We start from the raw sequence: 24,915 nt of genomic DNA, 5'->3' as shown, positions 1-24,915 counted from the left end.
CGGCTTGGGCAACAGCCGGAAAATTTCAGCTTTCGGCGCTCCAACCTTGGTGAGCAGGGCATGATCGCCCCCACGCTGGCCCGATACGGCTGCGCTGTATGGAGGCTACACCGCAACGGGCCAGCCACCCGTGCGCTCCAAGGGGGTCATTTTTGGAAGCCGATAGGGGGTCAAAGTTGCGTGCCGATTGACATGCATGTCCGCTTAAAAGAACTCGTTGTTGATCTGGTTAAGTGTTTTGGGAAATCATCTGAGCTTGTTCCCGTATCCATTCACAAAAGACCTGCGCGTCCTTTCGGTTGTCCGTGGCGTCGATCAGGAAAAAGAAATCCCTCTCGATTTCCGGAAACTCCTCCAGTTTTTTCAAAGACCCATCACTCAAATAGGGATCGACCAATGGATTTCCTGCCAGGGCAATGCCTTGCCCTGCGATCGCCGCTTGAAGCATGTTGATGTAAGTGTTCAGCACAACACCGCTGGATTCGGGGGGCGGATTGATGTCGCAATTGCGAAACCAGTTGGGCCAACGGGCACCCGGGCGATAGATTCCCGAGAGGTGAAGCAGGTTTTCCTTCAGCAGATCTTTCGGAGAAGCGAGATCAGTGCGTGCTTTGTAGAGCGGGCTATACACCGGAAAAACCCGCTCGCGCATCAATGGGATTACCTTGCCCCATGGAGGAGGCGTCTTTGCATACCGGATTGCTATGTCGATCCCCTCGGCCTCCAGGTCCAACTTGCGGTCGGATACCACGAGGTTGAGTTCGATTTTCGGGTGCTGGTTGCTGAAGTCCACAAGCCGCGGCATCAGCCAATACGTGGCGAAAGCCGACGTCGTGGTGACAGTCAGCCGCTTGTCGCCGGCGCGGGCAGCAACGGATTTCAGCGCAGAGGCGATCTGATGCAAGGCGGGTGACACCTCGGATTCGAGGGCACGCCCGGATTGCGTCAGCGTGACCTTGCGGTGATCGCGGTAGAACAGCTTGGCTCCAAGTGCCTCTTCCAACTCGGCAATCTGGCGACTGACCGAGACCCGCGTCACGCCCAGATCCTCGGCCGCTCTTGTAAAATTGGAATGTCGGCACGCCGCTTCGAAAGTAATGAGATGCGGTAATTTCGTAAGGGTCTTGCGCAGGTTTGCCATAACGCTCTGGTTAACAAATTGCGCCGGATTTTGGAACTTCACAAACCGGCGCCCCTGAAAAATCATCAAAGGCAGGTTTAGCCGCGGCTTGGAACAGGTCGCATTCCACGCGAGGACAACATGAAACAGTTTACCAAACTTGCGCTGGCAACGGCGTTGTCAGCAACACTCGCACTGCCTGCATCGGCCGAGGATCTGCCCGGATCGGGCGTGACGGTCTCCCCGATCAAGGGCTCTCCCGCAAACGCCTGGTTTCAGCACATGATCCTGCAACTGGGTCTGGAAGCACTTGGCTACGAGGTCGAGGAAACGCTGGAGGCGGATTTCCCGGCGCTGCATCTTGCCGTTGCCTCCGGCGATGCGGATTACACCTTCAACCACTGGAAACCGCTGCATAACGATTTTTTCGACAAATCCGGCGGCGAGAGCGTGATGACGCGGGTCAACGCCGCGATCAAGGGCGCCGGCCAGGGCTATTACATCGACAAGAAAACGGCCGAGGCCCACGGGATCACCCACATCGGGCAACTCACCGATCCGGCCTTGGCGGCAATCTTTGACAGCGACGGTGACGGGCGCGCCAACCTGTCGGGATGCAACCCCGGTTGGGGCTGTGAACTGGTCATCGAGGATCACCTTGATGCCTACAGCTTGCGCGACACGATCCAGCACGATCAGGGCAGCTATTTTGCCATCATGGCCGACACCATCACCCGTTATAACGAGGGCGGCGCAATCCTCTACTACACCTGGACGCCGAATTGGATCAGCGATGTGCTGGTGCCGGGAACGGACGTGGTGCAGGTCGGTGTCCCCAGTGAGGGAGACTTCGACGCGGGTTTTGCGGTGAACGATGTCTACATCGTCGCAAATAATGACTTTCTCGACGACAACCCGGCAGCGGCAAAGCTGTTCGAACTGGTCGACATCCCGATCGGCGCGGTGAACGCAGCACAGGTCAAGCTGCGCGATGGAGAGAACACGCAGGACGATTTCCGCCGCCATGCGTCCGACTGGGTGGCCGCCAACCAAGAGGTTTTCGACGGCTGGATCGCCGAGGCCAAACAAGCCGACTGACCCCCTCCCCAACTGGCAGGCGCGGCTCCGGTCGCGCCTTTTTTCCCGAAAGGAATGCGCCGTGAGTGACGCGCAAATCGAATGCCGCGACCTGTGGAAGATCTACGGACGCCGCGCAGATGAGGCCATGAAGGCGGTGCTGTCAGAGGGATTGAGCAAGGAAGAGGTGCGCGACCGATTTGACTGCGTTCTTGGTGTGCGCAATGCCAGCTTCAGCGTGCGCAAGGGTGAAATCTTTTGCATCATGGGCCTGTCCGGGTCCGGCAAGTCGACGCTGGTGCGCCACGTCAATCGGCTGATCGACCCAACCGCAGGAGAGATTCACGTCGCCGGTCAGCGGGTGGACACGATGGGCGAGGCCGAGTTGCTGGACCTTCGGTCGCGCACCATAGGCATGGTGTTCCAGCACATGGCGCTCTGGCCGCATCGCACACTGGGGGACAACGTGGGCTTTGGCCTTGAGGTGCGCGGCATCGGTCCGGCCGAACGGCGCGCGGCAGCACTCAAGGCGCTGCAGGCGATGGATCTGGGTGGCTGGATCGACCATTACCCGGACCAGCTGTCAGGAGGAATGCAGCAGCGGGTGGGCCTTGCCCGCGCGCTGGCGGCGGACCCGGAAATCCTGTTGATGGATGAGCCGTTTTCGGCTCTGGACCCGCTGATCCGGCGGCAGTTGCAGGACCAGTTCCTGAGCCTCTCGGCGCATATGGACAAGACGACCCTGTTCATCACGCATGACCTGGACGAAGCGATCCGCATGGGCGACCACATTGCCATCATGAACGATGGCGAGATCGTGCAGATCGGCACGCCCGAAGAGATCGTGACCCAGCCCAAGGATGATTACGTGGCCGAATTCGTCAAGGGCATCAGTCGGGTCGGGCTGGTCCGGGCCGAGACCATCATGGACCGGCTGGACGGGCGCGAAGCCACCGCCAAACAGGTCGGCCTGAATGCCGAACTGGGCGAGATCATCGAATTCTTCATGGAAGATCAGGACCCCGTCACCGTGGTCAGCCCGGATGGGCCGCCAGTGGGTCAGATCACCATCAAGGCCGCGCTGACGGCGCTGCGCGGATAGGGGAACGACATGGATCTGTGGAACATTTTTGACAAGGAATGGGTGCCAGTCGGCGTCTGGGTCGAAAGCGCCCTGCAATGGGTCGTGGCCAATTTCCGTTTCATCTTTCAGGCGATCAAGGTGCCATTCGACATCGTCCTGACCGGGCTGGAAGACGGGCTGACAGAAGCGCCAGACCTTCTGATTCTTGCGTTGATCGTGCTGATCGCCTGGCAGGCGGGCGGGCGCAAGCTGGGCCTGATTTCGCTGGCCTGCATGCTGGGCATAGGTCTAATGGGCGCCTGGGAAGAAAGCATGACCACCCTGTCGATCGTGCTGACCTGCGTGGTCTTCTGTTCGCTGATCGGCATTCCGCTAGGCGTGATCGCAGCCAAGAACGACCGGTTCTGGATGGTGCTGCAACCCTTCCTTGACCTGATGCAGACGATCCCCTCTTTCGTCTACCTCGTGCCCATCGTGATGCTGTTTTCCATCGGCAATGTCTCGGGCGTGATCGTGACCTTCATCTATGCCCTGCCGCCGGTGGTGCGCCTGACCAACCTGGGCATCCGGCAGGTGCGGGGCGACATGGTCGAGGCGGCGCGGGCCTTTGGTGCCTCCAGGCGGCAGACGCTCTACAAGGTCGAGCTGCCGTTGGCGATGCCGACGATCATGGCGGGTGTGAACCAGACCATCATGATGGCGCTGTCCATGGTTGTGGTGTCCTCGATGATCTCTGTCACCGGGCTGGGCCAGATGGTGCTGCGCGGGATCGGGCGGCTGGACATGGGTCTGGCCACGGTGGGCGGGCTGGGCATCGTCCTGCTGGCCATCGTGATCGACCGCACCTCGCAGAGCTTCGGCGTCTCGGCCCGCGACCGCAACCACCTCAAATGGTACGAAACCGGACCGGTCGGCGCCCTGCGCGCGCTGGTCAAAAAGGGATGATCCATGTCTGACCGTCCAAATATTCTTTTCTTTCAAGTCGATCAGCTGACGGCGGGCGCCCTGCGCGCCTATGGCGACCGGATCTGTCACGCGCCAACCCTCGACGCGCTGGCCAACAGGGGCGCGGTGTTCGAAAATGCCTACTGCAACTTCCCGCTATGTGCCCCGTCACGGTTTTCCATGGCAACTGGGCAATTGGCCGGCAAGGTCGGAGCTTATGACAACGCTGCCGAATTCTCGGCTGAGATCCCGACCTATGCGCATTACCTGCGCGCCGCCGGATATCAGACCGCACTCTCCGGCAAGATGCACTTCATCGGTCCAGATCAGTTTCACGGCTTTGAGAAGCGCCTGACCGCCGACCTCTACCCGGCCGATTTTGCCTGGGTGCCGAACTGGGGCAACGAGGGCAAGCGCGACACCAACGACCCCCGCGCCGTGCGTATCGCCGGTGTCTGTGAACGCTCGGTGCAGATCGACTATGACGAGGAAGTCACCTTCAAGGCGGTGCAGCACATTTTTGATATGGCGCGGTCGGATGATGAACGCCCGTTCTTCCTGCAGGTCAGCTATACCCACCCGCATGAACCCTATCTCTGCCGCAAGGAGTTCTGGGACCTCTACGAGGATGCCGAGATACCGATGCCACGTGTTCCCGCCTTGCCAGAGCAGGAGCACGATCCGCATTCCGCCCGCCTGTTGCGCGACTTCGGGATGCTGGGCATTCAGTTCAGTGACACGGACGTCCGCCGCGCCATTCGCGCCTATTACGGGTCTATCAGCTTCATTGACTCTCTGGTGGCGCGGGTTCTCGATGCTCTTCGGGCGACCGGTGCCGAAAAGAACACGGTGATCCTCTTCACTTCGGACCACGGCGAAATGCTGGGTGAACGCGGCATGTGGTTCAAGAAGCATTTCTTCGAGAACTCCTTGCGCATTCCGCTGCTTATGGCAGGCCCCGGGATCACACCGCAGCGGGTGCGGGAACTGACCTCGCTGGTCGATCTGGTGCCGACATTCAACGCTATTGCCGGCGTTGAAGAAGAAAGTGAACCGCTTGAAGGCGTAGATCTGGTCACTTTGCTCGACCGTGGTGACCGTGAACCGGAACGAACGGTCTACGCCGAATACCTGGCTGAAGCCACGCCAGTGCCGATCTTCATGATACGCAGAGGGACGTACAAATACATCTCGTCCTCGCATGATGGAGAAATGCTTTACGATTTGGAAAACGATCCAGACGAATTGATCAACCTTGCGGCAGGTGCCAATCATCAGGAGGTACTTGCTCGCTTTCGCGAGGAAGTTGCCCAAAAATGGAACGAAGACCAGCTTACCCGTGAGATTCTGCTGAGTCAGAAACGCCGAGCCATCGTGAGAGATGCAATGGGCAAAGGTGAAAAACAACGCTGGAATCACGGCGAGAGCAGTACTGATCAGGTGATTTGGTATCGAGGCGAACGCGGCTACAATGAATGGGCGTTTGACTATATCTGAGCGAAGACACTTCGTGCCTCAGGCGCTAAAAGAACAAACTTCAGGTTCGGATCCTGCCGGGGCCCGTCACCCCTGCGGAGGCAGGGCAAACAAGCGATGTTGTGGTGGTGCAGATGGGAGTTGAACCCGCATCCTCCGGATTTGCAGTTCGGCGCCGTTGCCGTTTCAGCCAATGCATCAAATGGCGGGTGGGTGGTTCGCCCCCCCCCCCCCGGCTGGGCATCAAGATTTATGACGTTTTCGGACCGTGATGTCGGGAACGGCGCGGCGGTGGGGCGCAGAATCGGCTTGATGCACCGATCCACGACACCCAAGGCCCAAACCCATGCTTTCCCCCTACGCACTCGAGTCGCTGTTTTCCCAATCGGAATGTGACCGTATCATCCGTCTTGCCCACGCGGACGACTTTGCCGAGGCCGGTCTGGTCCGGGGACGCCAGAACGAGAGCATCCGTATCGCGCGGATCGTCTGGCTGGACGAAGAAGGCGAGGCCGGGTGGATCTTTCGCCGGGTGGTCGAGGCGGTGCGCGACGTGAACCGCGCGCATTTCGGATTTAGCCTGACGGAATTCGCCGAACGCTCGCAGATCGCCGTCTACGAGGCGGATGCGGGCGGGCATTTCGACTGGCATTCGGACATCGGCGGCGGGACCTTTGCCGCCAAGCGCAAGCTGACGCTGGTGGCGCAGTTGAGCGAGGATAGCGACTATGACGGCGGGCGGCTGGAACTGAACGGCAACGGACAGGGCGAAAGCGTTGGCACGGCACGCGGCAGCGCGGTCCTCTTTCCCAGCTTCACCCTGCACCGGGTGACACCGGTGACGCGCGGGCGTCGCTATTCCCTGACCACTTGGGTGCATGGGCCGGAATTCACCTGAGACTTTGTTTTCAGGGCCTCCCCCGTTAACGTGACCCCACGTCAGCGGAGGGAAGGCCATGGGGGAACCGGTCACATCGATCACAATCGTGGGCGGCGGGACCGCCGGGTGGCTTGCGGCCACCTTTCTGCGCAGCAAGATCGCGCCGAAGATCAAGGTGACGCTGATCGAATCCCCGAACGTGCCAACCGTCGGCGTTGGCGAGGCCACGGTGCCGCACATGCCGGTGACGCTGCGCGAAATGGGCATCGACGATCGGGAGTTCATGCGCCGCTGCAACGCCTCGTTCAAGATGGGCGTTATGTTCAACGACTGGAACATCGACCACAAGGGCCGGTTCATCCGCTACATGAACCCCTTTGCAAGTCCGCCCCGGCTGGAGGGTGTCGATGTCGGGCACTACTTTCAGGCCTACGGTGCGGGCAGCCGGGATTTTGTCCGCAGCTTTTCACCGATGGTGGACCTGTTCGAGGCCTACAAGGGGCCAATTTCGCTGAAAGGGCCGGAAAAGGATCCCATGCCCCGCGCGGGCTATGCCTATCACCTGGACGCGGTAAAATTCGCCGGGCTGATGGCCGAGATCGGGCGCGAGCGCGGGGTCGAGCATATCCTGGACGACGTGGACGATGTGGAGCTGAGCGACACCGGCCATGTCGCCGCCCTGCACCTGCGTGAGGGCGGACGGCGCGCGGTGCAACTGGTGATCGACTGCACCGGCTTTCGCGGCATGATCATCCAGAAAGCTCTGGGCGAGCCGTTTGTCGATTACTCGGACTACCTTGGCAACAACCGGGCTATGGCGCTGCCGATTCCGCATCCCGACCCGAAGAAGATCCGCGCCGCGACGCAATCCACCGCGCTGGGCGCCGGGTGGAGCTGGGCCGTGCCGCTGTTCAACCGGATCGGCACCGGCTACGTGTTTTCCTCTGCCCACCGCACGGACGATCAGGCCGCCGAGGAATTCCTTGCCCATCTGGGCGACACCGCGCCCAAGGGATCGGAACCGCGGGTGATCCCGATGCGAATTGGCCGCTCACGCCGGGCATGGGTCAAGAACTGCATCGCGCTGGGCCTGTCGGGCGGGTTCATCGAACCGCTGGAATCGACGGCGATCCACATGATCGACATGGGGCTGCGCTGGCTGCTGGAGTATTTCCCGAGCCAGGATTACGAGGCCCCGACGCGCAACGCCTACAACATGGTGTCTGACGATCTGTTCAACGAGGTGCGCGATTTCATCTGCCTGCATTACCGTCTGGGCAACCGGACCGACGATCCCTACTGGATCGACGCACGGACGGAACTGAAAATCTCGGACCGGCTGGAGCATCTGCTGGACCTCTGGCAGTACCAGTTGCCCAGCCGTCTGGATGTCCCGCATGCGCATCTGTTCACCCACAAGGTGTTCACCGCCGTGTTGCTGGGCAAACGGGTCTACGAGATGGGCTATGGCGCGGAAAAGCTGAACCACCCCTTCGCCATGTCGGAAAAGCTGTGGAAGGAGTTCCTGAAGAAATCCGCCGCACGCAACAAGGCCGTGGTGGCCTACAAGGCGGATCACCGGCAAACGCTGCTGTATTTCCGAGGGGAGATGAACGCCGCCGCGCCCGCAACCTCGCATCTGGGAGAGGTCGCCACGTCGGGCGATTTCGAACCGGTCCTGTTCTGAGGCGGCCCGCGCCCAAGAATAGGCTCAGAGCACCTCGATCACGCCCTTGTCGATGGCGAGCATGTAGCCGCGCCGGGCGATGTTCTTGACCAGCAGTTCGCTGACCATCTGGTTGCCCAGGCCGTCGCGCAGACGCTTGATCCGGGTGGCTCCGGCGGCCTCATCGCAGTCGGACTCGGGCTTGCCCGAAATCATCGATTCGATCTGACTGCCGGATAGCATCTCATCGTCCAGCCGCGCCTCTGCCAAAACGGCCAGCGTTTCCATCATGGCATCCGTCAGCTTGAACCCCATGGTGTTGAGGTAGACGGTGTTTTCCTCACGCGAGATGATCAGGCTGGACACCTCGATGCCGGATCGTTCGATCTGTGCCATGCGGCGGTTGAGCGAGACCAGCATCACGAGGAAGACCAGCGCCGCGATCATCATGGCCGTTGCAAAAACCAGCAGGACAAAGATCACCAGCCGGTAGCTGGCCAGCACGTCGGAAAAGGCGGTGCCGGACTGGGCGAGGATTTCCAGCAGCGTGACCTCTGCCTGGCTGGTCAGGTTGTCGTTTTCGATGAAGATGCGTTCGACCCGCGTGTTGAACGCATTGGCGTCCGGCAGGGTCAGCATCAGGCCAGCCCCGGCAACGGCCAGAATCGTCACGATGGCGATGATGCCAAGGGTGACGATACGGCTTCCGGAACGGCGGCTTTCGCTAGCGGTAATAGTTTGATCCGGCACTGCTGACTTCCGAGGGACTTGGGGGCGCGGTTGTCACCTTTACCACGTTCAGCAGGGACCAGCCACCGGAGGAAATCCGGGACTGGACAACACCCGCAGGATTGGACGGACAACTGCCGTAAACGCGGACGATGCCGTAGTGCAGACCATAGGGCGCGCTGCGCTTGGCCTTGTAGTGCACGTAGCAATCCGCGGCGGCCGCGCCCGGCAGGGCCAGGGCGAAGACCAGAAGAACCCCGGGAAGGAGGCGGGAGAGGACTGGGGACATGATATGACGCTTGAGTGAGAGCATGCGGTCAAATTGCGCGCGGATCGCCGGAAATTCAATAACGGTAAGGGCCTGGCGGCATGGTTATCCGATAGCACTGCGCTGTTATTGCGACTCCTGCAGCTACGGGGGGACGGTTGAGGTTCGGGCCGGTGAGGATCGCGACTCGTCATCGCGGGAGCCGGCTTTTGTCCAAATCGTCTCCAGGAGGAGCATTCAGATGTCAGCTAAATTTATTACATCCATTCTGTCGATCGGGGCGCTGATTACGGCGCTGGCGGCGGCGTCGCCGGTTGAGGCACGCCACGACCACGACAAGGCCAAGCGGTTCCTTGGCACCGCACTGGGTATCTACCTTTTGCACCAGTCGCTGCAGAACAATCACAGGCGCGCCCCGGCCTTCAATCACAACCGGCATGGTCAGAAGAAATACTACAACAACAGCGGCCACCGGAAGTACAACAACTATGGCCACGGCAAGTGGAAGCAAAAGCATTACCGTCGCGACTGCCGCCAGAAGGTCCGCGGCCGTGACGGGCGCTGGTACATCGTGACCGGCCGGTGCTGAGACCCGCGACACGATCCTGACTTCGAGCAGCCCCCGACCTGTCCCCGGGGCGTACGGCCTGGGGCGAGCAGCCCCGTGGTCGGCGAGGGGCCCCGTTCCGGCGGGGCCCCTGTTTCGTTTGCCGCGCCCGGCGGAGAGCGGCGGCTGGGAGGGCTCTGCCCCCGTCCCTGCGGGACGCCCCCGAGGGTATTTGGAAACCCAAAGAAGCAAGGAACAGTGCCCTGTCCGGTTGCGGCGCCGCTTGACCTGCGGCGTCGCTTGGGTCTGACTGTTTGCAACAGGCGGACAACCATTGGGTGAAAGATGAGTGACGGGTATCTGACCACGCATGTTCTGGACACGGCGCGCGGCTGTCCGGCGGTGGGCATCAGGATCATGCTTTATCGGGTGTCGGGAAATTCGCATCGCAAGATCGCCGAGGCGGTGACCAATGACGACGGCCGCACCGATGCGCCGATCCTGCCCGCGGGCAAGTTCAAGACGGGCCAGTACGAGCTGATCTTCTGCACCGGCGATTATCTGCGCGCGACCGGACAGGCAGGGGAAGATCCGCTGTTTCTGGACGAGGTGCCGATCCGTTTCGGCATGTCGGAGGCGGCGCATTACCATGTGCCGCTGCTGCTGTCCCCCTATGGCTATTCCACCTATCGTGGCAGTTGATCCGGCAGGTGGACAGCGCCCGGCACAGTGACTATCTAGGCGGACCATGGCCAAGAAACCCAACAGTGACCCGAACTACAAGGTGATCGCCGAAAACCGGCGCGCGCGCTTCGATTACGCGATCGAGGACGATATCGAATGCGGTATCATCCTGAGCGGATCCGAGGTCAAATCACTGCGCGAGAACACCTCGAACATCGCCGAAAGCTATGCGGCGGTGGAAGACGGCGAGCTGTGGCTGGTGAACTCCTATATCGCGCCCTACGAGCGGGCGATGTTCGGCCACGAGGAACGGCGGCGGCGCAAGCTGCTGGTATCCCGCAAGGAATTGTCGCGGCTGTGGAATGACACCCAGCGCAAGGGCATGACCATCGTGCCGCTGGTGATGTATTTCAACCACAAGGGTATCGTGAAGCTGAAAGTCGGCATCGCGAAGGGCAAGAAGACCCATGACAAGCGCGAGACCGAAGCCAAGCGCGACTGGAACCGTCAGAAGCAACGTTTGTTGAAAGAGCGGGGCTGAGCCTGTCGGGACCCTGCCCCCGTGTGACCAGATTGGCCGACCGAACCGGCATTCGGACCGAGGTGAGAGTATGACGATGCTGAGACGCCTGTTGCCCGTGGCCCTGGCGTTGTTTGCGGGTCCGGCGCTCGCGCTGGAAGAGTCCGGCGTTCTGGACAGGATGACCGCCTATCTGACCGCCGATGTGGATTGCAGCGAAGCGGAGGCGGCACCGGGGTGGGAGCGGCGGGTTCTGGAGATGCCGCACGACGGGTATCGCCTGCGCTTTAGCCGGTTCGGCTGCAAGGTTGGTGACAAGGGCGCGCTGGTGATCGCGCCGGGCCGCAGCGAGCCGTCTTATGAATACGCCGAGACGGCGATCGACTTCATCGGGCGCGGCTATGGCCCGGTCTACGTGATCGACCACCGTGGGCAGGGCCTGTCGCCCCGCCTGCTGGCCGATCCGGACAAGAGCCATGTGGAAGATTTCGACGACTATGTCGACGATTTCGATGCCTTCGTGGGCGCGGTGCAGGCGGATCTGGCCGCGCTGGGCGCCGGACCGGATCAGCCACTATTCCTGACCTCGAACTCGATGGGCGGGGCCATTGCCATCGGCTATTTCCAAAAAGTCGGAGCGGAGAACCCCTTTGACGCCGCCGTTCTGGTCAGCGCGATGATCCATGTGAATTACATCAGCTATACCGGTAAGCGGAACAGTTGGCTCAACCTGCGTGTCTTTTCCGAAACCGGCGTGGCGCTGCAGGGATGGTGGCGCTGCGGCGCGGTCTGGCTATGGAACGGCGATCTTTGCAACGGCTATGCCGCCGAGTCGACCTTTGGCCCCTATGAGCCGGGATCGCGCGATTTTGCCCCCGGCAACGAGGCGATGATGACCCAGAGCCGCGCGCGCCACCAACTGCGCACCCGGATGTGGGACGAATACGACTGGAGCGCGATTCGCGCGGCGGAATACGCGGGCGAGAACTGGATCGGACCGCAGATCGGCGGCACCACCAACAAGTGGGCGCGGGAATCCGTGCGCTTTCTGCGGGACATGCGCGATACCGACAGCCTTGCGCGGATGGTGCATATGCCGCTGATGCTGATGAGCGGGACGCGCGACCTGCGGGCCTACAGGCCCTATGCGGGATGGATGGACGCACCGCCCGACCTGTCGCGCCACACCGAGTTCTGCGAGGCGCTGAATGTGCAGAGTTTGAAGGCCAACGGCAGGTATGTCTGTGACTTCACCGCCGTGAACGGCGCCTTTCACGAGATCTTCAAGGAGCGCGACGCCGAGCGCGACAAGGCGCTGAACACGGTGGACTGGTTTCTGCAAAGCCATGTGACCGGCGCGCCCTGACGTCCCTTTTGCCCGGCCCGGGCTCGCGGGGAATGGCGGGCGGCCATTCCCGTGTCTCGCCGCCGCGCGACGCGGTAGCTGTCTCTCATCCCGAGTTGGGGTCAAGAGGGAGACGGATATGGAACTTATCATTGCACTGATTTCGGGCGCTCTGGGCGGCAATGCCGCTGGTGCCGCGTCCAAGGGGCTGGATCAGGGCACGCTGATCAACTCGATCGCCGGCCTTGTCGGCGGCGGTCTGGGCGGCACGCTGCTGAGCATGCTTGGCGCGCCGGATGCGGCCGGTCAGGCGGGCGCTGTTGGCGGGTTGGATATCGGCACGATCATCGGCCAAGTGGCCGGTGGCGGCGTTGGCGGCGGTGTGCTGCTGGCGGTGATCAGCGCGGTGAAGGGCATGATCGCCAAGTAAGACAGCCTGCCCGGGGCGGTAAATCCGCCCCGGGAGGTGGATCGCGGCGCGACGCGCTTGCATGCGGCTGCCCTCTTGCCTAAGCACAGGGGGATTGACCGCTGAGGGGGCCAAATGTTCGCCGACGATCCCAAGACGCTCGTCTCCACCGAGTGGCTGGCGCAGCATCTCAACGACCCGGACCTGCGGGTTCTGGACGCAAGCTGGTATCTGCCTGACATGGGGCGGGATGGCCGGGCCGAATATGCCGCCACGCATATTCCCGGCGCACGTTTCTTCGACATCGACGAAATCTCGGACGCGCGGTCCGATCTGCCGCACATGGCGCCGCCGCCGGAAAAGTTCATGTCCCGGATGCGGGCGATGGGCGTGGGCGACGGCCATCAGGTGGTTGTCTATGACGGGGCGGGGATCTTTTCTTCGGCCCGCGTCTGGTGGCTGTTCAAGCTGATGGGCAAGGACGATGTGGCGGTTCTGGACGGCGGGTTTGCCAAGTGGCAAGCCGAAGGGCGCGCGATCGAGGACATGGACCCGATCGTACGCGACCGCCACATGACCGTGCGGCGGCAGGCGCATCTGGTGCGCGATGTCACGCAGGTTTCCGCCGCAGCCAAACTGAAACATACCGAGGTGATCGACGCGCGCTCCCCCGGCCGCTTTCGGGGCGAAGCGCCGGAGCCGCGCGAGGGCCTGCGGGCGGGCCATATCCCGGGATCGAAGAACGTCTATTACGGAGACCTGCTGACCGAAGCCGGCACCCTGAAGGACGAAGCCGGGCTGCGTGCCGCCTTTGAGGCGGCAGGCGTTGACCTGTCGAAACCCGCGATCACCACCTGCGGATCGGGCGTGACCGCCGCGATCCTGAGCCTTGCCATGGAGCGGCTCGGCAAGAGCGATCACTCGCTATATGACGGGTCCTGGGCCGAATGGGGCGCCTTTCCGACGCTGCCTGTCGCCACCGGGGCCAAATAGACCGGAGAGACCTGATGTTCGAAAAAATCCAGCAGCAACCCGCTGACAAGATCCTGATGCTGATGCAGGCGTTCCGCGAGGATCCGCGCGACGACAAGATCGACCTTGGCGTCGGCGTCTACAAGGACGCGGATGGCAAGACGCCGATCATGCGCGCCATCAAGGCGGCGGAAAAGAAGCTGTGGGAAGAGGAAACCACCAAGAGCTACACCGGCCTTGCGGGCGATATCGGCTTTGCCGATGCGATGATCGCGCTGGTTCTGGGCAACGAGGTGGCGCGCGAAAACGTGGCGGCGGCGGCAACGCCCGGCGGCACCGGCGCGGTGCGGCAGGCCTTTGACATGGTGCGCATGGCGAACCCGAAGGCGCGTGTCTTTGTCAGCGATCCCACTTGGCCGAACCACCTGTCGATCCTCAAGCACATGGGGATCGAGACGGTGATGTACCGCTATTTCGACAATGAGACCGGCGGCGTGAATTTCGACGGCATGATGGCCGATCAGGCGCAGGCGGGACCGGGTGACATCGTGCTGCTGCACGGCTGCTGCCACAATCCCACCGGGGCCAACCTGAACGCCACGCAGGTCAAAGCGGTAATCGAGGTGCTGTTGAAAACCGGCGCGACGCCGATGGTGGACATTGCCTACCAGGGCTTTGGCGACGGGCTGGAGGAAGATGCGGCCACGGTGCGAGCGATTGCCTCTTCTGTGCCGGAATGCCTCATCGCGGCGTCCTGCTCGAAGAACTTCGGCATCTACCGCGAACGCACCGGCCTCTTGATGGCCGTGGCGCAGGACGGCGGTGCGCGCACCCTGAACCAGGGCACGCTGAACTATCTGAATCGCCAGAACTTTTCCTTTCCGCCGGACCACGGCGCGCGGCTGGTCACCTATGTGCTGAGCGACGCGGCGCTGCGGGCCGAATGGCAGGCGGAACTGGAAGAGATGCGGACCGGGATGCTGTCGCTGCGCGAACAACTGGCCGGGGAATTGCAGCGCCTGTCCGGGTCGGACCGGTTCGGCTTTCTTGCCCAGCATCGCGGCATGTTCTCGCGCCTTGGTGCCTCGCCGGAACAGGTCGAGACCCTGCGCCGCGATCACGGGGTCTACATGGTCGGCGACTCGCGCATGAACATCGCCGGTCTGAACGCCAAGACAGTGCCCGCGCTGGCCGAGGCCATCGTCAAGTCCGGCGTCTGATCTGTTGATTCAATGGAGCGGGCCTGTCGGCCCGCACAGGTTATCTCGGTGACGGCCCAGGGGCCGTCGCCTCGGGATGCCTTCGGCAGGCGTATTTTCAAAAGAGAAGAAGCCTCAGGCGGATTTCGCCCCGGCCTGTTCCGCCAGTTCGATCGCCTTTGCCACGGCCTGTTCGATGGCCATCTTCGAGGTGTCGAGGATGGTCGCGTCCTCGGAGGGTTTCAGCGGCGCGTCCGAGCGGTTCATGTCGCGCGCATCGCGGGTGAGCACATCGGCCAACACCTCGTCAAAGCTGGTCTCATGCCCCGAGGCCGAGAGTTCGCGGAAGCGGCGGTCTGCCCGGACCTCTGGCGTGGCGATGACAAAGAGCTTGGCGTTGGCGTCGGGGCAGATCACCGTCCCGATGTCGCGCCCGTCGAGGACCGCGCCGCCAGAGCGGCGGGCAAAAGCGCGCTGTACGTCGATGAGCGCCGCCCGCACCTCTGGCAGCGCCGCGACCCGGGAGGCCGCCTGCGCCACGTCGGGGCCACGCAGGTCAGCCCCGTCCAGTGACAGCACATCCAGCGCCTGCGCCGCCGCGACCGGTTCGGTCCCGTTCAACATCTGGCGGCCCACGGCGCGGTAGAGCAGGCCCGTGTCGAGATGCGCGAACCCGAAATGGGCCGCAAGGGCGCGGGCGATGGTGCCTTTGCCGCTGGCTGCGGGCCCGTCGATGGCGATGGTAAAGCTCATGTCTGCTCCCTTGTGCCGTTTTCTCGTTAGCCGCGCGCGATCTCCGCGCCGAGCGAGGCCATCAGCGGCTCGAAGATCGGAAAGCTGGTGGCGATGGGGCCGCCGTCATCCACTGTCAGCGGCTGTTGCGTCGCAAAGCCCATCACGAGGAAGGACATGGCGATGCGGTGGTCAAGGTGGCTTTGCACGGTGACGCCACCCGGCACCTGACCGAAGCCGCGGCCGTGGACCGTCCACCAATCCTCACCCTCATCCACGGTGATGCCTGCAGCCCGCAGCCCGGTGGCCATGGCGTCGATGCGGTCGCTCTCCTTGACGCGCAATTCCTTGACGCCCGGCATGTGGGTCTTGCCCTGCGCAAAGGCGGCGACGACCGAGAGCACGGGATATTCATCGATCATGCTGGCTGCGCGGTCTGCAGGCACTTCGATCCCCTTGAGATCGGGCGAAAAGCGTGCACGCAGGTCGGCGACCGGCTCACCGCCCTCTTTGCGCTCATTCTCATAGGTCAGGTCCGCGCCCATCTCACGCAGGGTGGTGAAGAGGCCCGCGCGGGTCGGGTTCAGCCCGATATTGGGCACCAAAACGTCAGAGCCTTCGGTGATCAGCGCCGCGCAGACCGGGAAGGCGGCGGAGGAGGGATCGCGCGGGACCACGATGGTCTGCGGCTTCAACTCAGGCCGTCCTTGCAAAGTGATGACGCGGCCCTCATCGGTGACTTCGGTCGAGATCGTCGCGCCGTAACCGGCCAGCATCCGTTCCGAGTGGTCGCGGGTCGCCTCGCGTTCGATCACGACGGTTTCGCCCGGCGCGTTCAGCCCCGCCAGCAGCACGGCGGATTTGACCTGAGCGGAGGGCACCGGCACCTCGTAGCGGACCGGCAGAGCCTCTGCCGCGCCGACGATGGTCATGGGCAGCCGCCCGCCCGAGCGGCCATAGGCCCGCGCGCCGAACAGCGCCAAGGGATCAGTCACCCGCGCCATGGGACGCTTGTTCAAGCTGGCATCGCCGGTGAAGGTGGCGGTGATGGGGGAGGTCGCCATCGCTCCCATGATCAGCCGCACGCCGGTGCCGGAGTTGCCGCAATCAATCACGTTTTCCGGCTCACCAAAGCCGCCGACACCGACGCCGTGCACATGCCAGGTATCGCCCTGCTTTTCGACCTGCGCGCCAAATGCCTGCATCGCCTTGGCGGTGTCCAACACGTCCTGCCCTTCGAGCAGCCCGGTGACCTTGGTTTCCCCCACGGCCATCGCGCCGAGGATCAGGGAGCGGTGCGAGATCGACTTGTCGCCGGGCACATGCGCCTCTCCCTTCAGGGGGCCGGTGGCACGCGAAGTCATCGGGATCGGGGCGCCGTGGGCGGACATGGGGCGGTCTCCTGCAAAATGGTCGCCGCCTGATAACAAGGGGCCGCGCCAAGGTCCATCGCGCAGATGGCAGGCAGGCGCGCGCCTTGCGTCTTTTGCGGAGCCGAATGACGAGGGACGAAGGAGCGGCGAGCCGCCCCCCTGCCCCGGTCAGATCCGTTCGAAGGTCAGGTAATGCGGCACGCGGCCCTCGCGCAGCGCCTTTTGCTCATAGCGGGTCGAATGCCAGTCCGTCCAAGGCTTGCGCCAGTCCGAGGGGCCTTCGGCCGTCCAGCGGAAGCCGGCCTTTGGCACCTCGACCAGCGTCTGGCGCACGTAGTCGGGAATATCCGTGGCCACGCGGAATTCGGCCCCCGGCTTTAGCACCCGATGCAGCGGGGCCAGATGTTCCTGCGTCACGAACCGCCGCCGATGGTGTTTCTTTTTCGGCCAGGGATCGGGGTAGAGCAGGAACGCCTTGGAGATCGACGCCTCCGGCAGAACGTCGAACAGGTTGCGCGCATCGCCGGGATAGACGCGCAGGTTCTGAACCTCTGCCTGCCGGATCTTGCCCAGCAGCATGGCAACCGCGTTGATGAAAGGCTCTGCGCCTATGATGCCCACATCCGGGTTCTGCGCCGCCTGATGCACCATGTGCTCACCGCCGCCGAATCCGATCTCCAGCCAGACGGGGGCGCCATCGAACAGCGCGCCAAGATCCAGCGGGTGCCGTTCGGGATTGACCTCCCAGTCGACATCGCCGGGGGACAGGCGGTCGAGGTCCTCTTGCAGGTATTCTTCCTGTTTCGGTCTCAGGGTCTTGCCCCTGACACGGCCATAGAAGTTGCGCCACGGGGCGTCGGGATGCTTGTTCGAGCTGGTCATGGCCGTGCCGCTTAGCGGCCAAGGCGCGATGGTGCAAGAGGTGGGTGCCGAAGTGGTGGGAAACCGCGCTCAACGCTTTTCCAGCGGCCCCTGCGCTGCGGCGAGGAAGTCACGCGTCAGGGCGGCGGCATAGCCCCGGCGCCCGTCGCCATTGGCGGATCCGCCGCCAAGGTGCAGGCCGACGATCTGGCCCGTCGCCAGATCCACCACCGGGGCACCCGCGGTGCCCCCCGCAGTGGTGGCATCATGGGCAAAGGCCTGTGGATAGTCGCCCCACCTTGGTTCGTCGGACACGCGCTGACCGGGCATCAGGCGTTTCACATAGGGCCGCCAGCCGGGCTGCATCACGGTATCCGGCCTGCGCGGGTCATTGGCCGGATAGCCAAGCACGGCCAGCCACGCGCCCTGTTGCGGCAGGTCGCCGCCAACGGCTGCAGCCCTGAAGCCATTGGCGCTCAGGCCGGGGACATGCAGCAGGCTGAGTCCGTTTGCCGGGTCCCGGAACAGGACGGTCCGGACGGCAAAGACCCGGCTGTTCAGATCGTCCTGGGCATCTTCGCCAACGGAGAATTCCAGCCGCATCAGGGGGACGGGAATTTTCGCCTGGGTGACTACGTTGCTCATCGTCACCCCTGGAGCGTCGATGTAGCCGGGCACGAAATCCGCCGTCGCCACGACGTCCGGCCCGATGATGAACCCCGTACCCCGCATCGGTTGATCCCCGTCCGAAGAGCGCAGGAACCCCGTCGCCGCGGCAATCCGCAGCAAGGCGTCTGCCTGCGGCTCCACAATGGTCTGAAGCTCTGCGAACGCGATGGGGGCGGCCCGGCCGTCGATCACCGGGACCATCGGGCGCCGATCGTCAACCTGCGGCCCTTCGGCAATCGCGGCATCCGGGCCGGGGGGGCCCTCGACGGGAGCCTCGGCAGAGGCAAGGAGAACGCTGCGCCGCGCGTCCTCCAGCGACGCGCCTTGGTTCATCGCGGCATAGATGGCGCGGGACTGGGCAATCTGCACCGTATCCTCGGGGCGCGGTGACGGGTCGATCTGGATCAGGTTGGCGTGCAACTGGTAGATTTCGGAATATTCCACCGACTGCCCGATCAGCAGTTTCATGTTGTCGCGCGCGCGTTCCAGTTCGGTGATGTCGTCGATGCTGAACTGCAGGTCGGCGGCGCGTTTGTCGCGCAGCTGCTGCCAGATCAAGAGCGCCTCCGTCCACAGGCAGTAGTGATCGCGGCGCATCTTGAACACCGCGCCATCCTGTTCGCTGACCAGCTCCGCCCAGATCAGCGCACAGGCGATGCGTGCGGCCAGATCGCTGTCGCGGCGGATGTCGTCGAAGGTCATCAGCCGGTTGTCCTCCAGCGGCTGATGCGCGTTGCGCGGTGCCCTGGGCCAACGCACCACGGCAGAGATGCGCCCGTCGCCGGTATCGACCACATGACCGGTGATTTCATTCGGCGGGGCCACCCGGCGGCGCATGGAGTCGAGCAGCTTGCCGAAATTGATCCCCTGAACGTTCAGTTCCAGCTTGCTCAGCGTTTCGGTCGAAAACCCCAGAGAGGCGGTGGTGAACGGCAATGGTGCCACGTCGCGTTCCCCGGCCTGCGCGTCGCGCTCCAGACGCGCCTCGCGCAACGCGTTTTCGTGGCGAAAGCTTTGGTTGATCATGCCGTGCCGCTGCACGATCATGGCGCGCAGCGCCTCGGCCCGGGTTGCGTCCAGCGTGCCCTCACGCGCGAACTGAAAGCCGCCGATGCCCGGTTTTGCGGACAGAAAGACCTTGTCCACCTCACGCACCAGCAAGCCCGCCACGAGAACCAGAAGCGCCGCATAGGCCAGTTTGGCAAGGTTGGTTGTAAAGGGGATGGGCTGAGGATCAGACCACCACAGCCAGCCGATGAAGACGGTGGCGCAGACCATGAAAATGAAAAGCAGCATGCGGCTATCCACGGGTCAAAAACCAGTCAGAGTTGAAATACTCCCTCATCATACACGATTCGCGGTATCGCACCAAATCCGGGTTCCCGGCGGCCCAAGTGACGGCCCCCATCAGACCGGCCCTGAAATGCGAAAAGGCGCCCCGAATGGAGCGCCTTTTGCAGTGTAGTGCGGTCAGGATCGGCCCTCCGGCGGGGCCGAACTCCCTCAGATCTCTTTTTTCAGCGCATCGACAAGGTCGGTACGCTCCCACGAGAAGCCGCCATCCGCCTCAGGCGCGCGGCCAAAGTGGCCGTAGGCTGCGGTGCGCGAGTAGATCGGCTTGTTCAACTCCAGATGGGTGCGGATGCCGCGCGGCGTCAGGTCGATCACCTTGGGGATCGCCAGTTCGATGTCGCGGTCCTGGACCTTGCCGGTCTGGTGGGTGTCGACGTAGATCGACAGCGGTTTAGCCACGCCGATGGCGTAGGACAGCTGAACGGTGCAGCGATCCGCCATGCCTGCCGCGACAACGTTCTTGGCCAGGTAACGCGCTACGTAGGCCGCCGAGCGGTCCACCTTGGTCGGATCCTTGCCGGAGAACGCGCCGCCACCGTGAGGGGCCGCACCACCATAGGTGTCGACGATGATCTTGCGGCCGGTCAGGCCCGCGTCGCCATCGGGGCCGCCGATGACGAACTTGCCGGTCGGGTTGACCCACCATTCGGTGTCGCCGGTGATCCAGCCCTCGGGCAGGGTCTCGCGAATATACGGCTCGACCAGGGCGCGCACGTCGGCGCTGGTCATGGTCTCGTCCAGGTGCTGGGTCGACAGAACGATCGAGGTTACGCCAACGGGCTTTCCGTCGACATAACGTACCGACAGCTGCGATTTTGCGTCCGGGCCAAGCGCGGGCTCTGTGCCGTTCTTGCGGACCTCTGCCAGACGGCGCAGGATAGCGTGGCTGTACTGGATCGGCGCGGGCATCAGCGCGTCGGTTTCATTCGTCGCGTAGCCGAACATGATCCCCTGATCGCCTGCGCCCTCATCGCCCTGCTCGCCGGTGACGCCCTGCGCGATATGCGCGGACTGTTCGTGCAGCAGGTTGGTGATTTCGCAGGTGGCGTGGTGGAACTTGTCCTGCTCGTAGCCGATGTCCTTGATGCAGGCGCGCGCGATGTCGGGGATGCTCGCCATGAATTCCGGCATCTTGGACTGGTCGGTCAGGCCGACCTCACCGCCGATGACAACCCGGTCGGTGGTGGCGAAGGTTTCGCAGGCCACGCGGGCCAGCGGGTCTTCGGCCAGAAAGGCGTCGAGGATCGCGTCGGAAATGCGGTCACAAACCTTATCGGGGTGCCCTTCCGAGACGGACTCGGAAGTGAAAATGTAGTTGTTCCGTGACATGATGGTGCTCCATTAATGACGCCGTCACGCCAGGAAGCCGTTGTGACGGGTTTTGATGTCCGGATGCGCCTACGCGCAGGGACCGGTGGGGTCAATCGGATTCTGCGCGCAACGGGCGACGTCCCGCCATCAAAAGTGCGGCAGCGGCCAAAATCAGGGCAATGAAATAAGGCCTGTCACCCGTTCGGCTGTAGGGCGTCGCGGCCAATGGCGGCGGCAGGGGCGCGTCGAGGTATCCGGCTTCTCCCAGCGGGATGTCATCCAGCACCCGCCCCGCCCCGTCGATCACCGCCGACACCCCGGTGTTGGCGGCGCGCAGCATGGGCAGGCCCTGTTCGATGGCGCGGATGCGGGCCTGTGCAAGATGCTGAAAGGGACCGGACCATGTGCCGAACCACGCATCGTTGGTGATCTGCAACAACATGTCGGGACGGAACGGACCGCCATTCACATCCTGCGGAAAGACCGCCTCATAACAGATCAGCGGCAGGCCGATGCCAAGCGGGCCAAGGTCTATGACCTGCGGACCGGGCCCAGCGGAATAACCCCCATCGGCCCGCGCCGCCAGACCGGCGATGTTCCAGCGCGAAAAGACGGCCGCAGCAGGCATGTATTCACCGAAGGGCACGAGGTGATGTTTGTCGTAGAGCGCCGACACCCCGCCCCCCGGGGCAAGCACGATCAGGGAGTTGTAGTAGCCGCCGAATTCGGCGCGCTGAATGCCAAGGACCGTCTGCGCCTCTCCGGCCGCGGCGGTGATCTGGTCCAGAACCGGCCCGGCGCGGTGAAGCAGGTTGGGCACGCTGGTTTCCGGCCAGACGATCAGCGACGGGGCGGCCAGCCCCGGCTGCGGTGCGGCTTCGGTATAGCGCAGCTTGCGCTCCATGAAGACCGGGATCATTTGCGGGTCCCATTTTTCATGCTGCGCCGCGTTGGGCTGCACCAGACGCACAACGGGGCGGTCGGCCAGATCCTGCGGCGCGGGCGTCAAAAGGTATCCGCCGCCAAAGAGCAGGATAAGCAGCGCGGCAGACAGGCCCGCCGGGCGATACTGGCCGTTCAGCCCTGCCGCAAAGCCCGCCGCGCAAAGCAATGTGGCGATGGTCAGCCCATGCGGCCCGATCACGCTGACCCATTGGATCACAGGAACGGGCAGCCAGAAATACGGGACAAGCGCCCATGGGAACCCGGTCAGGACATAGGCACGTGCCAGTTCCACCATGCTCCACGCCACCACGAGCGCCAGCAGCCGGTGGCGCGCATGTGCCGCCACCCAGAAGGCCAGCCCCCAGAACAGCGCCAACCCGCCCGCCAGTCCGAACAGGCCAAAGGGCGCCATCCAACCGGTGACCGCCGCGTCCACCAGGAACGGCTCTACGATCCAGCCCATGGAAAAGCCGAAGTATCCCAGCCCCACGCCCCATCCGGTCCCGGCGGTGCGCAGTCCGCGCGGCATGAAATGGAACAGGCAGATTGCGGCGACATAGCCCGGAAAGGCGAGAAACCACAGGTCATAGGGCGGCTGGCCAAGGCCGATCACCGCCCCACACAGCACCGCAAGCGGCAACCGCAGCCAACCGGCGGCGATCCGGCCCGGCAAAGAGCGCGCCGAAGCCGCCCTGCTGTCAGGCACGGCCAACATCGGATGAGACAGGCGCCGCCGCCGTAGGCGCGGACTGCGCCGGGGCGGACGCGGCATGGGACGGTGCGCTCATCGTACCGGGCAGACGCACACGCAACCGCTTGATCCGGCGAGGATCGGCATCCACCACCTCGAAATCGAACCCTGCGGGATGGGCCACAACCTCTCCCCGCGCGGGCACGCGTCCGGCCAGCATGAACACCAGCCCGCCCAGCGTGTCGATCTCTTCCTCGTCGATGGTGTCGTGATCGGTCAGCGCCAACCCCATCTCGGCCTCGAAGTCGCGCAGCGGCGTCTTGGCCAGCGCGAGGTAGCAGCCGGTCTTGTCACGGGTCCAGTACTTGTCCTCATCGGTGTCGTGCTCATCCTCGATCTCACCGATCACCTGTTCAATCAGGTCCTCGATGGTCACAAGGCCGTCCACACCGCCATATTCGTCGATCACCAGCGCCATGTGCCGCCGTTCCGTCTGCATCTTGGCCAGCAGCACACCGATCGGCATGGATGGCGGCACAAACAGAAGCGGGCGCAGCATCTTTTTCAGGTTGAAGCGCCCACTGGCGCCGTTGAACCCATGCGACAGGGCAAAATCCTTGAGGTGGGCCATGCCGACGGGCGTATCCAGCGTTCCATCATAGACCGGCAGACGGGTCATCCCGCTTTCGCGGAACACGCTGACAAGGTCATCCTTGGTGATGGTGCTGGGGACGGCGATGATCTCTGCCTTTGGGGTGGCCACATCCTCGACCCGCATGCGGCGAAGATTGATCATCCCGTGCAAAGGTCTGTCGGACGCCCTGTCGGCTCTTTCGCCGCCGGTGTCATCCTCTTCGGTGCCGCCGCCGATCCATCCGAACAACCGGCGCAATGGCCCCGGTTGGCTGTCTTCGCCGTTGGTCGTTTCCGTCTCTTGCGCGCTTTGCGCTGCCTTAGACGAGTCGTCGTTATCGCCCATCAATCCGTTCCAGTCACACCCCTGCGGGGCCGTCATCAATTCCATATGGGTCCGGCAGCCCGAGATTGCCAAGTATTTCAACCTCGGTCCGTTCCATCAGCGTGGCATCTGCGTCACGCATATGGTCGTATCCCAATAGATGTAACACCCCATGAACGATCAAGTGTGTGACATGTTGCTCCATTGGCTTGCCCTGATCGGCGGCTTCTTGCGCACAGGTCTCATAGGCAAGGGCGATGTCGCCAAGGTGATGCGGCTTTTCATCCTCGGGTTCGGGGGCTTCGGGGCGCGCGCCATCCGTTTCGGGGGCAAGATCCTCGGACGGCCAGCTGAGCACGTTGGTGGCGCTTGGCTTGCCACGGAAATCGGTGTTGAGAACGGCGATGCGGGCGTCGTCACAGCCCAGCACGGCAATCTCGAATTCCGCAGGGTCAAGCCCCAGATGCCGCAGGGTGGCCGTTGCCGCGCGTTCGGCCAGTGGCTCCAGCCCCGCCGCTTCCCAGCGGTCATCTTCGAATATGGTGTCTGTCAGGGTCATGGCGCGCCGTCGTGCAGCCGCTGCGGCCCGCGCACCACTTTGGCCCAGCCGTCTTCGGCAAAGGCATCCACCGGAACCGCAAGACTGTCAGAGCCGAACTGCTGCCACAGCCGCACGATCCAGGCGATCCCCTCATCGAAGATGACGTTGGCCACGTCAAAAGGCGGATTGGCGCTGTCGAAGGCCGGGACATTGGCCGGCGTGCCCTCGAAGGCGTTTGTGCGTCCGGCGAACAGGGTCCGGTGCGGTTCCAGCGCCTTGTTCAGCACATAGAGATCGGGGCCAATGGCGTGCAGCACGATGTCGAACCCGCCATCGCCGTCCTGCGACAGGTGCACGCCGATTTCCAGACCGCGCGCTTTGTCCGGCAGCGCCGCCACGGCGGCGCTCAGCGCCGCGCCCGCCGCAGCCTCGGATTGGTCAAATCGCAGGCGCAGCATGTCGCGATAGGTATCTGGCGTATCAACCGAGGCCACGAGCACCGGTTTGGGCCGGGCGTCCTGCCCCCGGCCCGAGCGCGCCTTGCGCCCGCCCCCGGTGAT

25 protein-coding genes and 1 riboswitch are annotated in these 24,915 nt (G+C 63.4%); of the genes, 13 read left to right on the top strand and 12 right to left on the bottom strand.

Going from position 1 to position 24,915, the window contains the following annotated elements; genetic code table 11:
• Positions 1 to 229: 229 nt before the first annotated feature.
• Entirely contained in the window at positions 230 to 1,183 is a 954-nt protein-coding gene (locus ACTXGA_RS07460) for a LysR substrate-binding domain-containing protein (protein ID WP_443392519.1), read from the bottom strand.
• A gap of 78 nt (positions 1,184 to 1,261) precedes the next feature.
• Here ACTXGA_RS07460 and proX point away from each other — a divergent pair, with 78 nt between their 5' ends.
• The 6 genes from proX to ACTXGA_RS07430 all read left to right on the top strand — a co-directional run bounded on the left by proX (position 1,262) and on the right by ACTXGA_RS07430 (position 8,269).
• A complete protein-coding gene (gene proX, locus ACTXGA_RS07455; protein ID WP_443392518.1) occupies positions 1,262 to 2,218 on the top strand; it encodes a glycine betaine/L-proline ABC transporter substrate-binding protein ProX in 957 nt (318 codons plus the stop codon).
• A gap of 61 nt (positions 2,219 to 2,279) precedes the next feature.
• Positions 2,280 to 3,299, top strand: a complete 1,020-nt coding sequence (locus ACTXGA_RS07450; RefSeq protein ID WP_443392517.1) for a quaternary amine ABC transporter ATP-binding protein — start codon at positions 2,280 to 2,282, stop codon at positions 3,297 to 3,299.
• Between the two features lie 9 nt (positions 3,300 to 3,308).
• Positions 3,309 to 4,226: an ABC transporter permease gene (locus ACTXGA_RS07445; RefSeq protein WP_443392516.1), complete on the top strand. Its 918-nt coding sequence runs from the start codon at positions 3,309 to 3,311 to the stop codon at positions 4,224 to 4,226.
• A gap of 3 nt (positions 4,227 to 4,229) precedes the next feature.
• Positions 4,230 to 5,723, top strand: a complete 1,494-nt coding sequence (gene betC / locus ACTXGA_RS07440) for a choline-sulfatase (RefSeq protein WP_443392515.1) — start codon at positions 4,230 to 4,232, stop codon at positions 5,721 to 5,723.
• 325 nt (positions 5,724 to 6,048) lie between these two features.
• A complete protein-coding gene (locus tag ACTXGA_RS07435; RefSeq protein WP_443392514.1) occupies positions 6,049 to 6,600 on the top strand; it encodes a 2OG-Fe(II) oxygenase in 552 nt (183 codons plus the stop codon).
• A 58-nt stretch (positions 6,601 to 6,658) separates the two neighbouring features.
• A complete protein-coding gene (locus tag ACTXGA_RS07430; RefSeq protein ID WP_443392513.1) occupies positions 6,659 to 8,269 on the top strand; it encodes a tryptophan halogenase family protein in 1,611 nt (536 codons plus the stop codon).
• Positions 8,270 to 8,293: 24 nt separating this feature from the next.
• Here the strand turns inward: ACTXGA_RS07430 and ACTXGA_RS07425 are convergent, their stop codons facing one another.
• Complete coding sequence (locus ACTXGA_RS07425; protein WP_443392512.1) at positions 8,294 to 8,998, bottom strand: winged helix-turn-helix domain-containing protein; 705 nt, start codon at positions 8,996 to 8,998, stop codon at positions 8,294 to 8,296.
• Positions 8,973 to 9,266: a hypothetical protein gene (locus ACTXGA_RS07420; RefSeq protein WP_443392511.1), complete on the bottom strand. Its 294-nt coding sequence runs from the start codon at positions 9,264 to 9,266 to the stop codon at positions 8,973 to 8,975. The genes ACTXGA_RS07425 and ACTXGA_RS07420 overlap by 26 nt, the downstream gene beginning before the upstream one ends.
• A gap of 220 nt (positions 9,267 to 9,486) precedes the next feature.
• Between ACTXGA_RS07420 and ACTXGA_RS07415 the strand changes: the two genes are divergently transcribed.
• The 7 genes from ACTXGA_RS07415 to ACTXGA_RS07385 all read left to right on the top strand — a co-directional run bounded on the left by ACTXGA_RS07415 (position 9,487) and on the right by ACTXGA_RS07385 (position 14,942).
• Positions 9,487 to 9,834 (top strand): hypothetical protein, encoded by a 348-nt coding sequence (locus ACTXGA_RS07415; RefSeq protein WP_443392510.1) that lies wholly within the window; start codon positions 9,487 to 9,489, stop codon positions 9,832 to 9,834.
• Between the two features lie 303 nt (positions 9,835 to 10,137).
• Positions 10,138 to 10,494: a hydroxyisourate hydrolase gene (gene uraH, locus ACTXGA_RS07410; protein WP_443392509.1), complete on the top strand. Its 357-nt coding sequence runs from the start codon at positions 10,138 to 10,140 to the stop codon at positions 10,492 to 10,494.
• A 46-nt stretch (positions 10,495 to 10,540) separates the two neighbouring features.
• On the top strand, positions 10,541 to 11,017 hold the full coding sequence (smpB, locus tag ACTXGA_RS07405) for an SsrA-binding protein SmpB (protein ID WP_443392508.1): 477 nt from the start codon (positions 10,541 to 10,543) through the stop codon (positions 11,015 to 11,017).
• Between the two features lie 70 nt (positions 11,018 to 11,087).
• Positions 11,088 to 12,362, top strand: coding sequence for an alpha/beta fold hydrolase (locus tag ACTXGA_RS07400; protein WP_443392507.1), 1,275 nt, complete (start codon positions 11,088 to 11,090; stop codon positions 12,360 to 12,362).
• A gap of 118 nt (positions 12,363 to 12,480) precedes the next feature.
• Positions 12,481 to 12,771 (top strand): hypothetical protein, encoded by a 291-nt coding sequence (locus ACTXGA_RS07395; protein WP_443392506.1) that lies wholly within the window; start codon positions 12,481 to 12,483, stop codon positions 12,769 to 12,771.
• 114 nt (positions 12,772 to 12,885) lie between these two features.
• Positions 12,886 to 13,743 (top strand): 3-mercaptopyruvate sulfurtransferase, encoded by an 858-nt coding sequence (gene sseA / locus ACTXGA_RS07390; protein ID WP_443392505.1) that lies wholly within the window; start codon positions 12,886 to 12,888, stop codon positions 13,741 to 13,743.
• Between the two features lie 14 nt (positions 13,744 to 13,757).
• Positions 13,758 to 14,942, top strand: coding sequence for an amino acid aminotransferase (locus tag ACTXGA_RS07385; RefSeq protein ID WP_443392504.1), 1,185 nt, complete (start codon positions 13,758 to 13,760; stop codon positions 14,940 to 14,942).
• Positions 14,943 to 15,056: 114 nt separating this feature from the next.
• Here ACTXGA_RS07385 and ACTXGA_RS07380 read toward each other — a convergent pair whose 3' ends face one another.
• The 9 genes from ACTXGA_RS07380 to ACTXGA_RS07340 all read right to left on the bottom strand — a co-directional run bounded on the left by ACTXGA_RS07380 (position 15,057) and on the right by ACTXGA_RS07340 (position 24,855).
• Positions 15,057 to 15,674, bottom strand: a complete 618-nt coding sequence (locus ACTXGA_RS07380) for a (d)CMP kinase (RefSeq protein ID WP_443392503.1) — start codon at positions 15,672 to 15,674, stop codon at positions 15,057 to 15,059.
• 26 nt (positions 15,675 to 15,700) lie between these two features.
• Complete coding sequence (gene aroA / locus ACTXGA_RS07375) at positions 15,701 to 17,044, bottom strand: 3-phosphoshikimate 1-carboxyvinyltransferase (protein ID WP_443392502.1); 1,344 nt, start codon at positions 17,042 to 17,044, stop codon at positions 15,701 to 15,703.
• A 150-nt stretch (positions 17,045 to 17,194) separates the two neighbouring features.
• Positions 17,195 to 17,908: a tRNA (guanosine(46)-N7)-methyltransferase TrmB gene (gene trmB, locus ACTXGA_RS07370; RefSeq protein ID WP_443392501.1), complete on the bottom strand. Its 714-nt coding sequence runs from the start codon at positions 17,906 to 17,908 to the stop codon at positions 17,195 to 17,197.
• A 69-nt stretch (positions 17,909 to 17,977) separates the two neighbouring features.
• Positions 17,978 to 19,852 (bottom strand): trypsin-like peptidase domain-containing protein, encoded by a 1,875-nt coding sequence (locus tag ACTXGA_RS07365; RefSeq protein WP_443392500.1) that lies wholly within the window; start codon positions 19,850 to 19,852, stop codon positions 17,978 to 17,980.
• 207 nt (positions 19,853 to 20,059) lie between these two features.
• Positions 20,060 to 21,238: a methionine adenosyltransferase gene (gene metK, locus ACTXGA_RS07360; RefSeq protein WP_443392499.1), complete on the bottom strand. Its 1,179-nt coding sequence runs from the start codon at positions 21,236 to 21,238 to the stop codon at positions 20,060 to 20,062.
• A 5-nt stretch (positions 21,239 to 21,243) separates the two neighbouring features.
• A riboswitch (SAM-SAH riboswitch) is annotated at positions 21,244 to 21,290 on the bottom strand.
• A 39-nt stretch (positions 21,291 to 21,329) separates the two neighbouring features.
• Positions 21,330 to 22,880 carry an apolipoprotein N-acyltransferase gene (gene lnt / locus ACTXGA_RS07355; protein ID WP_443392498.1) on the bottom strand — a complete coding sequence of 517 codons (1,551 nt, stop codon included), beginning with the start codon at positions 22,878 to 22,880 and terminating at the stop codon, positions 21,330 to 21,332.
• A complete protein-coding gene (locus tag ACTXGA_RS07350) occupies positions 22,864 to 23,835 on the bottom strand; it encodes a hemolysin family protein (protein ID WP_443392703.1) in 972 nt (323 codons plus the stop codon). The genes lnt and ACTXGA_RS07350 overlap by 17 nt, the downstream gene beginning before the upstream one ends.
• A 13-nt stretch (positions 23,836 to 23,848) precedes the next feature.
• The gene (gene ybeY, locus ACTXGA_RS07345; RefSeq protein ID WP_443392497.1) at positions 23,849 to 24,373 is read right to left on the bottom strand and encodes an rRNA maturation RNase YbeY; all 525 of its coding nucleotides are present in this window, start codon (positions 24,371 to 24,373) and stop codon (positions 23,849 to 23,851) included.
• The gene (locus ACTXGA_RS07340; protein WP_443392496.1) at positions 24,370 to 24,855 is read right to left on the bottom strand and encodes a DUF6389 family protein; all 486 of its coding nucleotides are present in this window, start codon (positions 24,853 to 24,855) and stop codon (positions 24,370 to 24,372) included. The genes ybeY and ACTXGA_RS07340 overlap by 4 nt, the downstream gene beginning before the upstream one ends.
• Positions 24,856 to 24,915 lie beyond the last annotated feature (60 nt).

Origin of the sequence: Antarctobacter jejuensis, from assembly GCF_052266595.1 — a bacterium.
GTDB lineage: Bacteria > Pseudomonadota > Alphaproteobacteria > Rhodobacterales > Rhodobacteraceae > Antarctobacter > Antarctobacter jejuensis.
The sequence above is the reverse complement of the archived record's forward strand: the minus strand, read 5'-3'. Positions and strand labels throughout refer to the sequence as shown.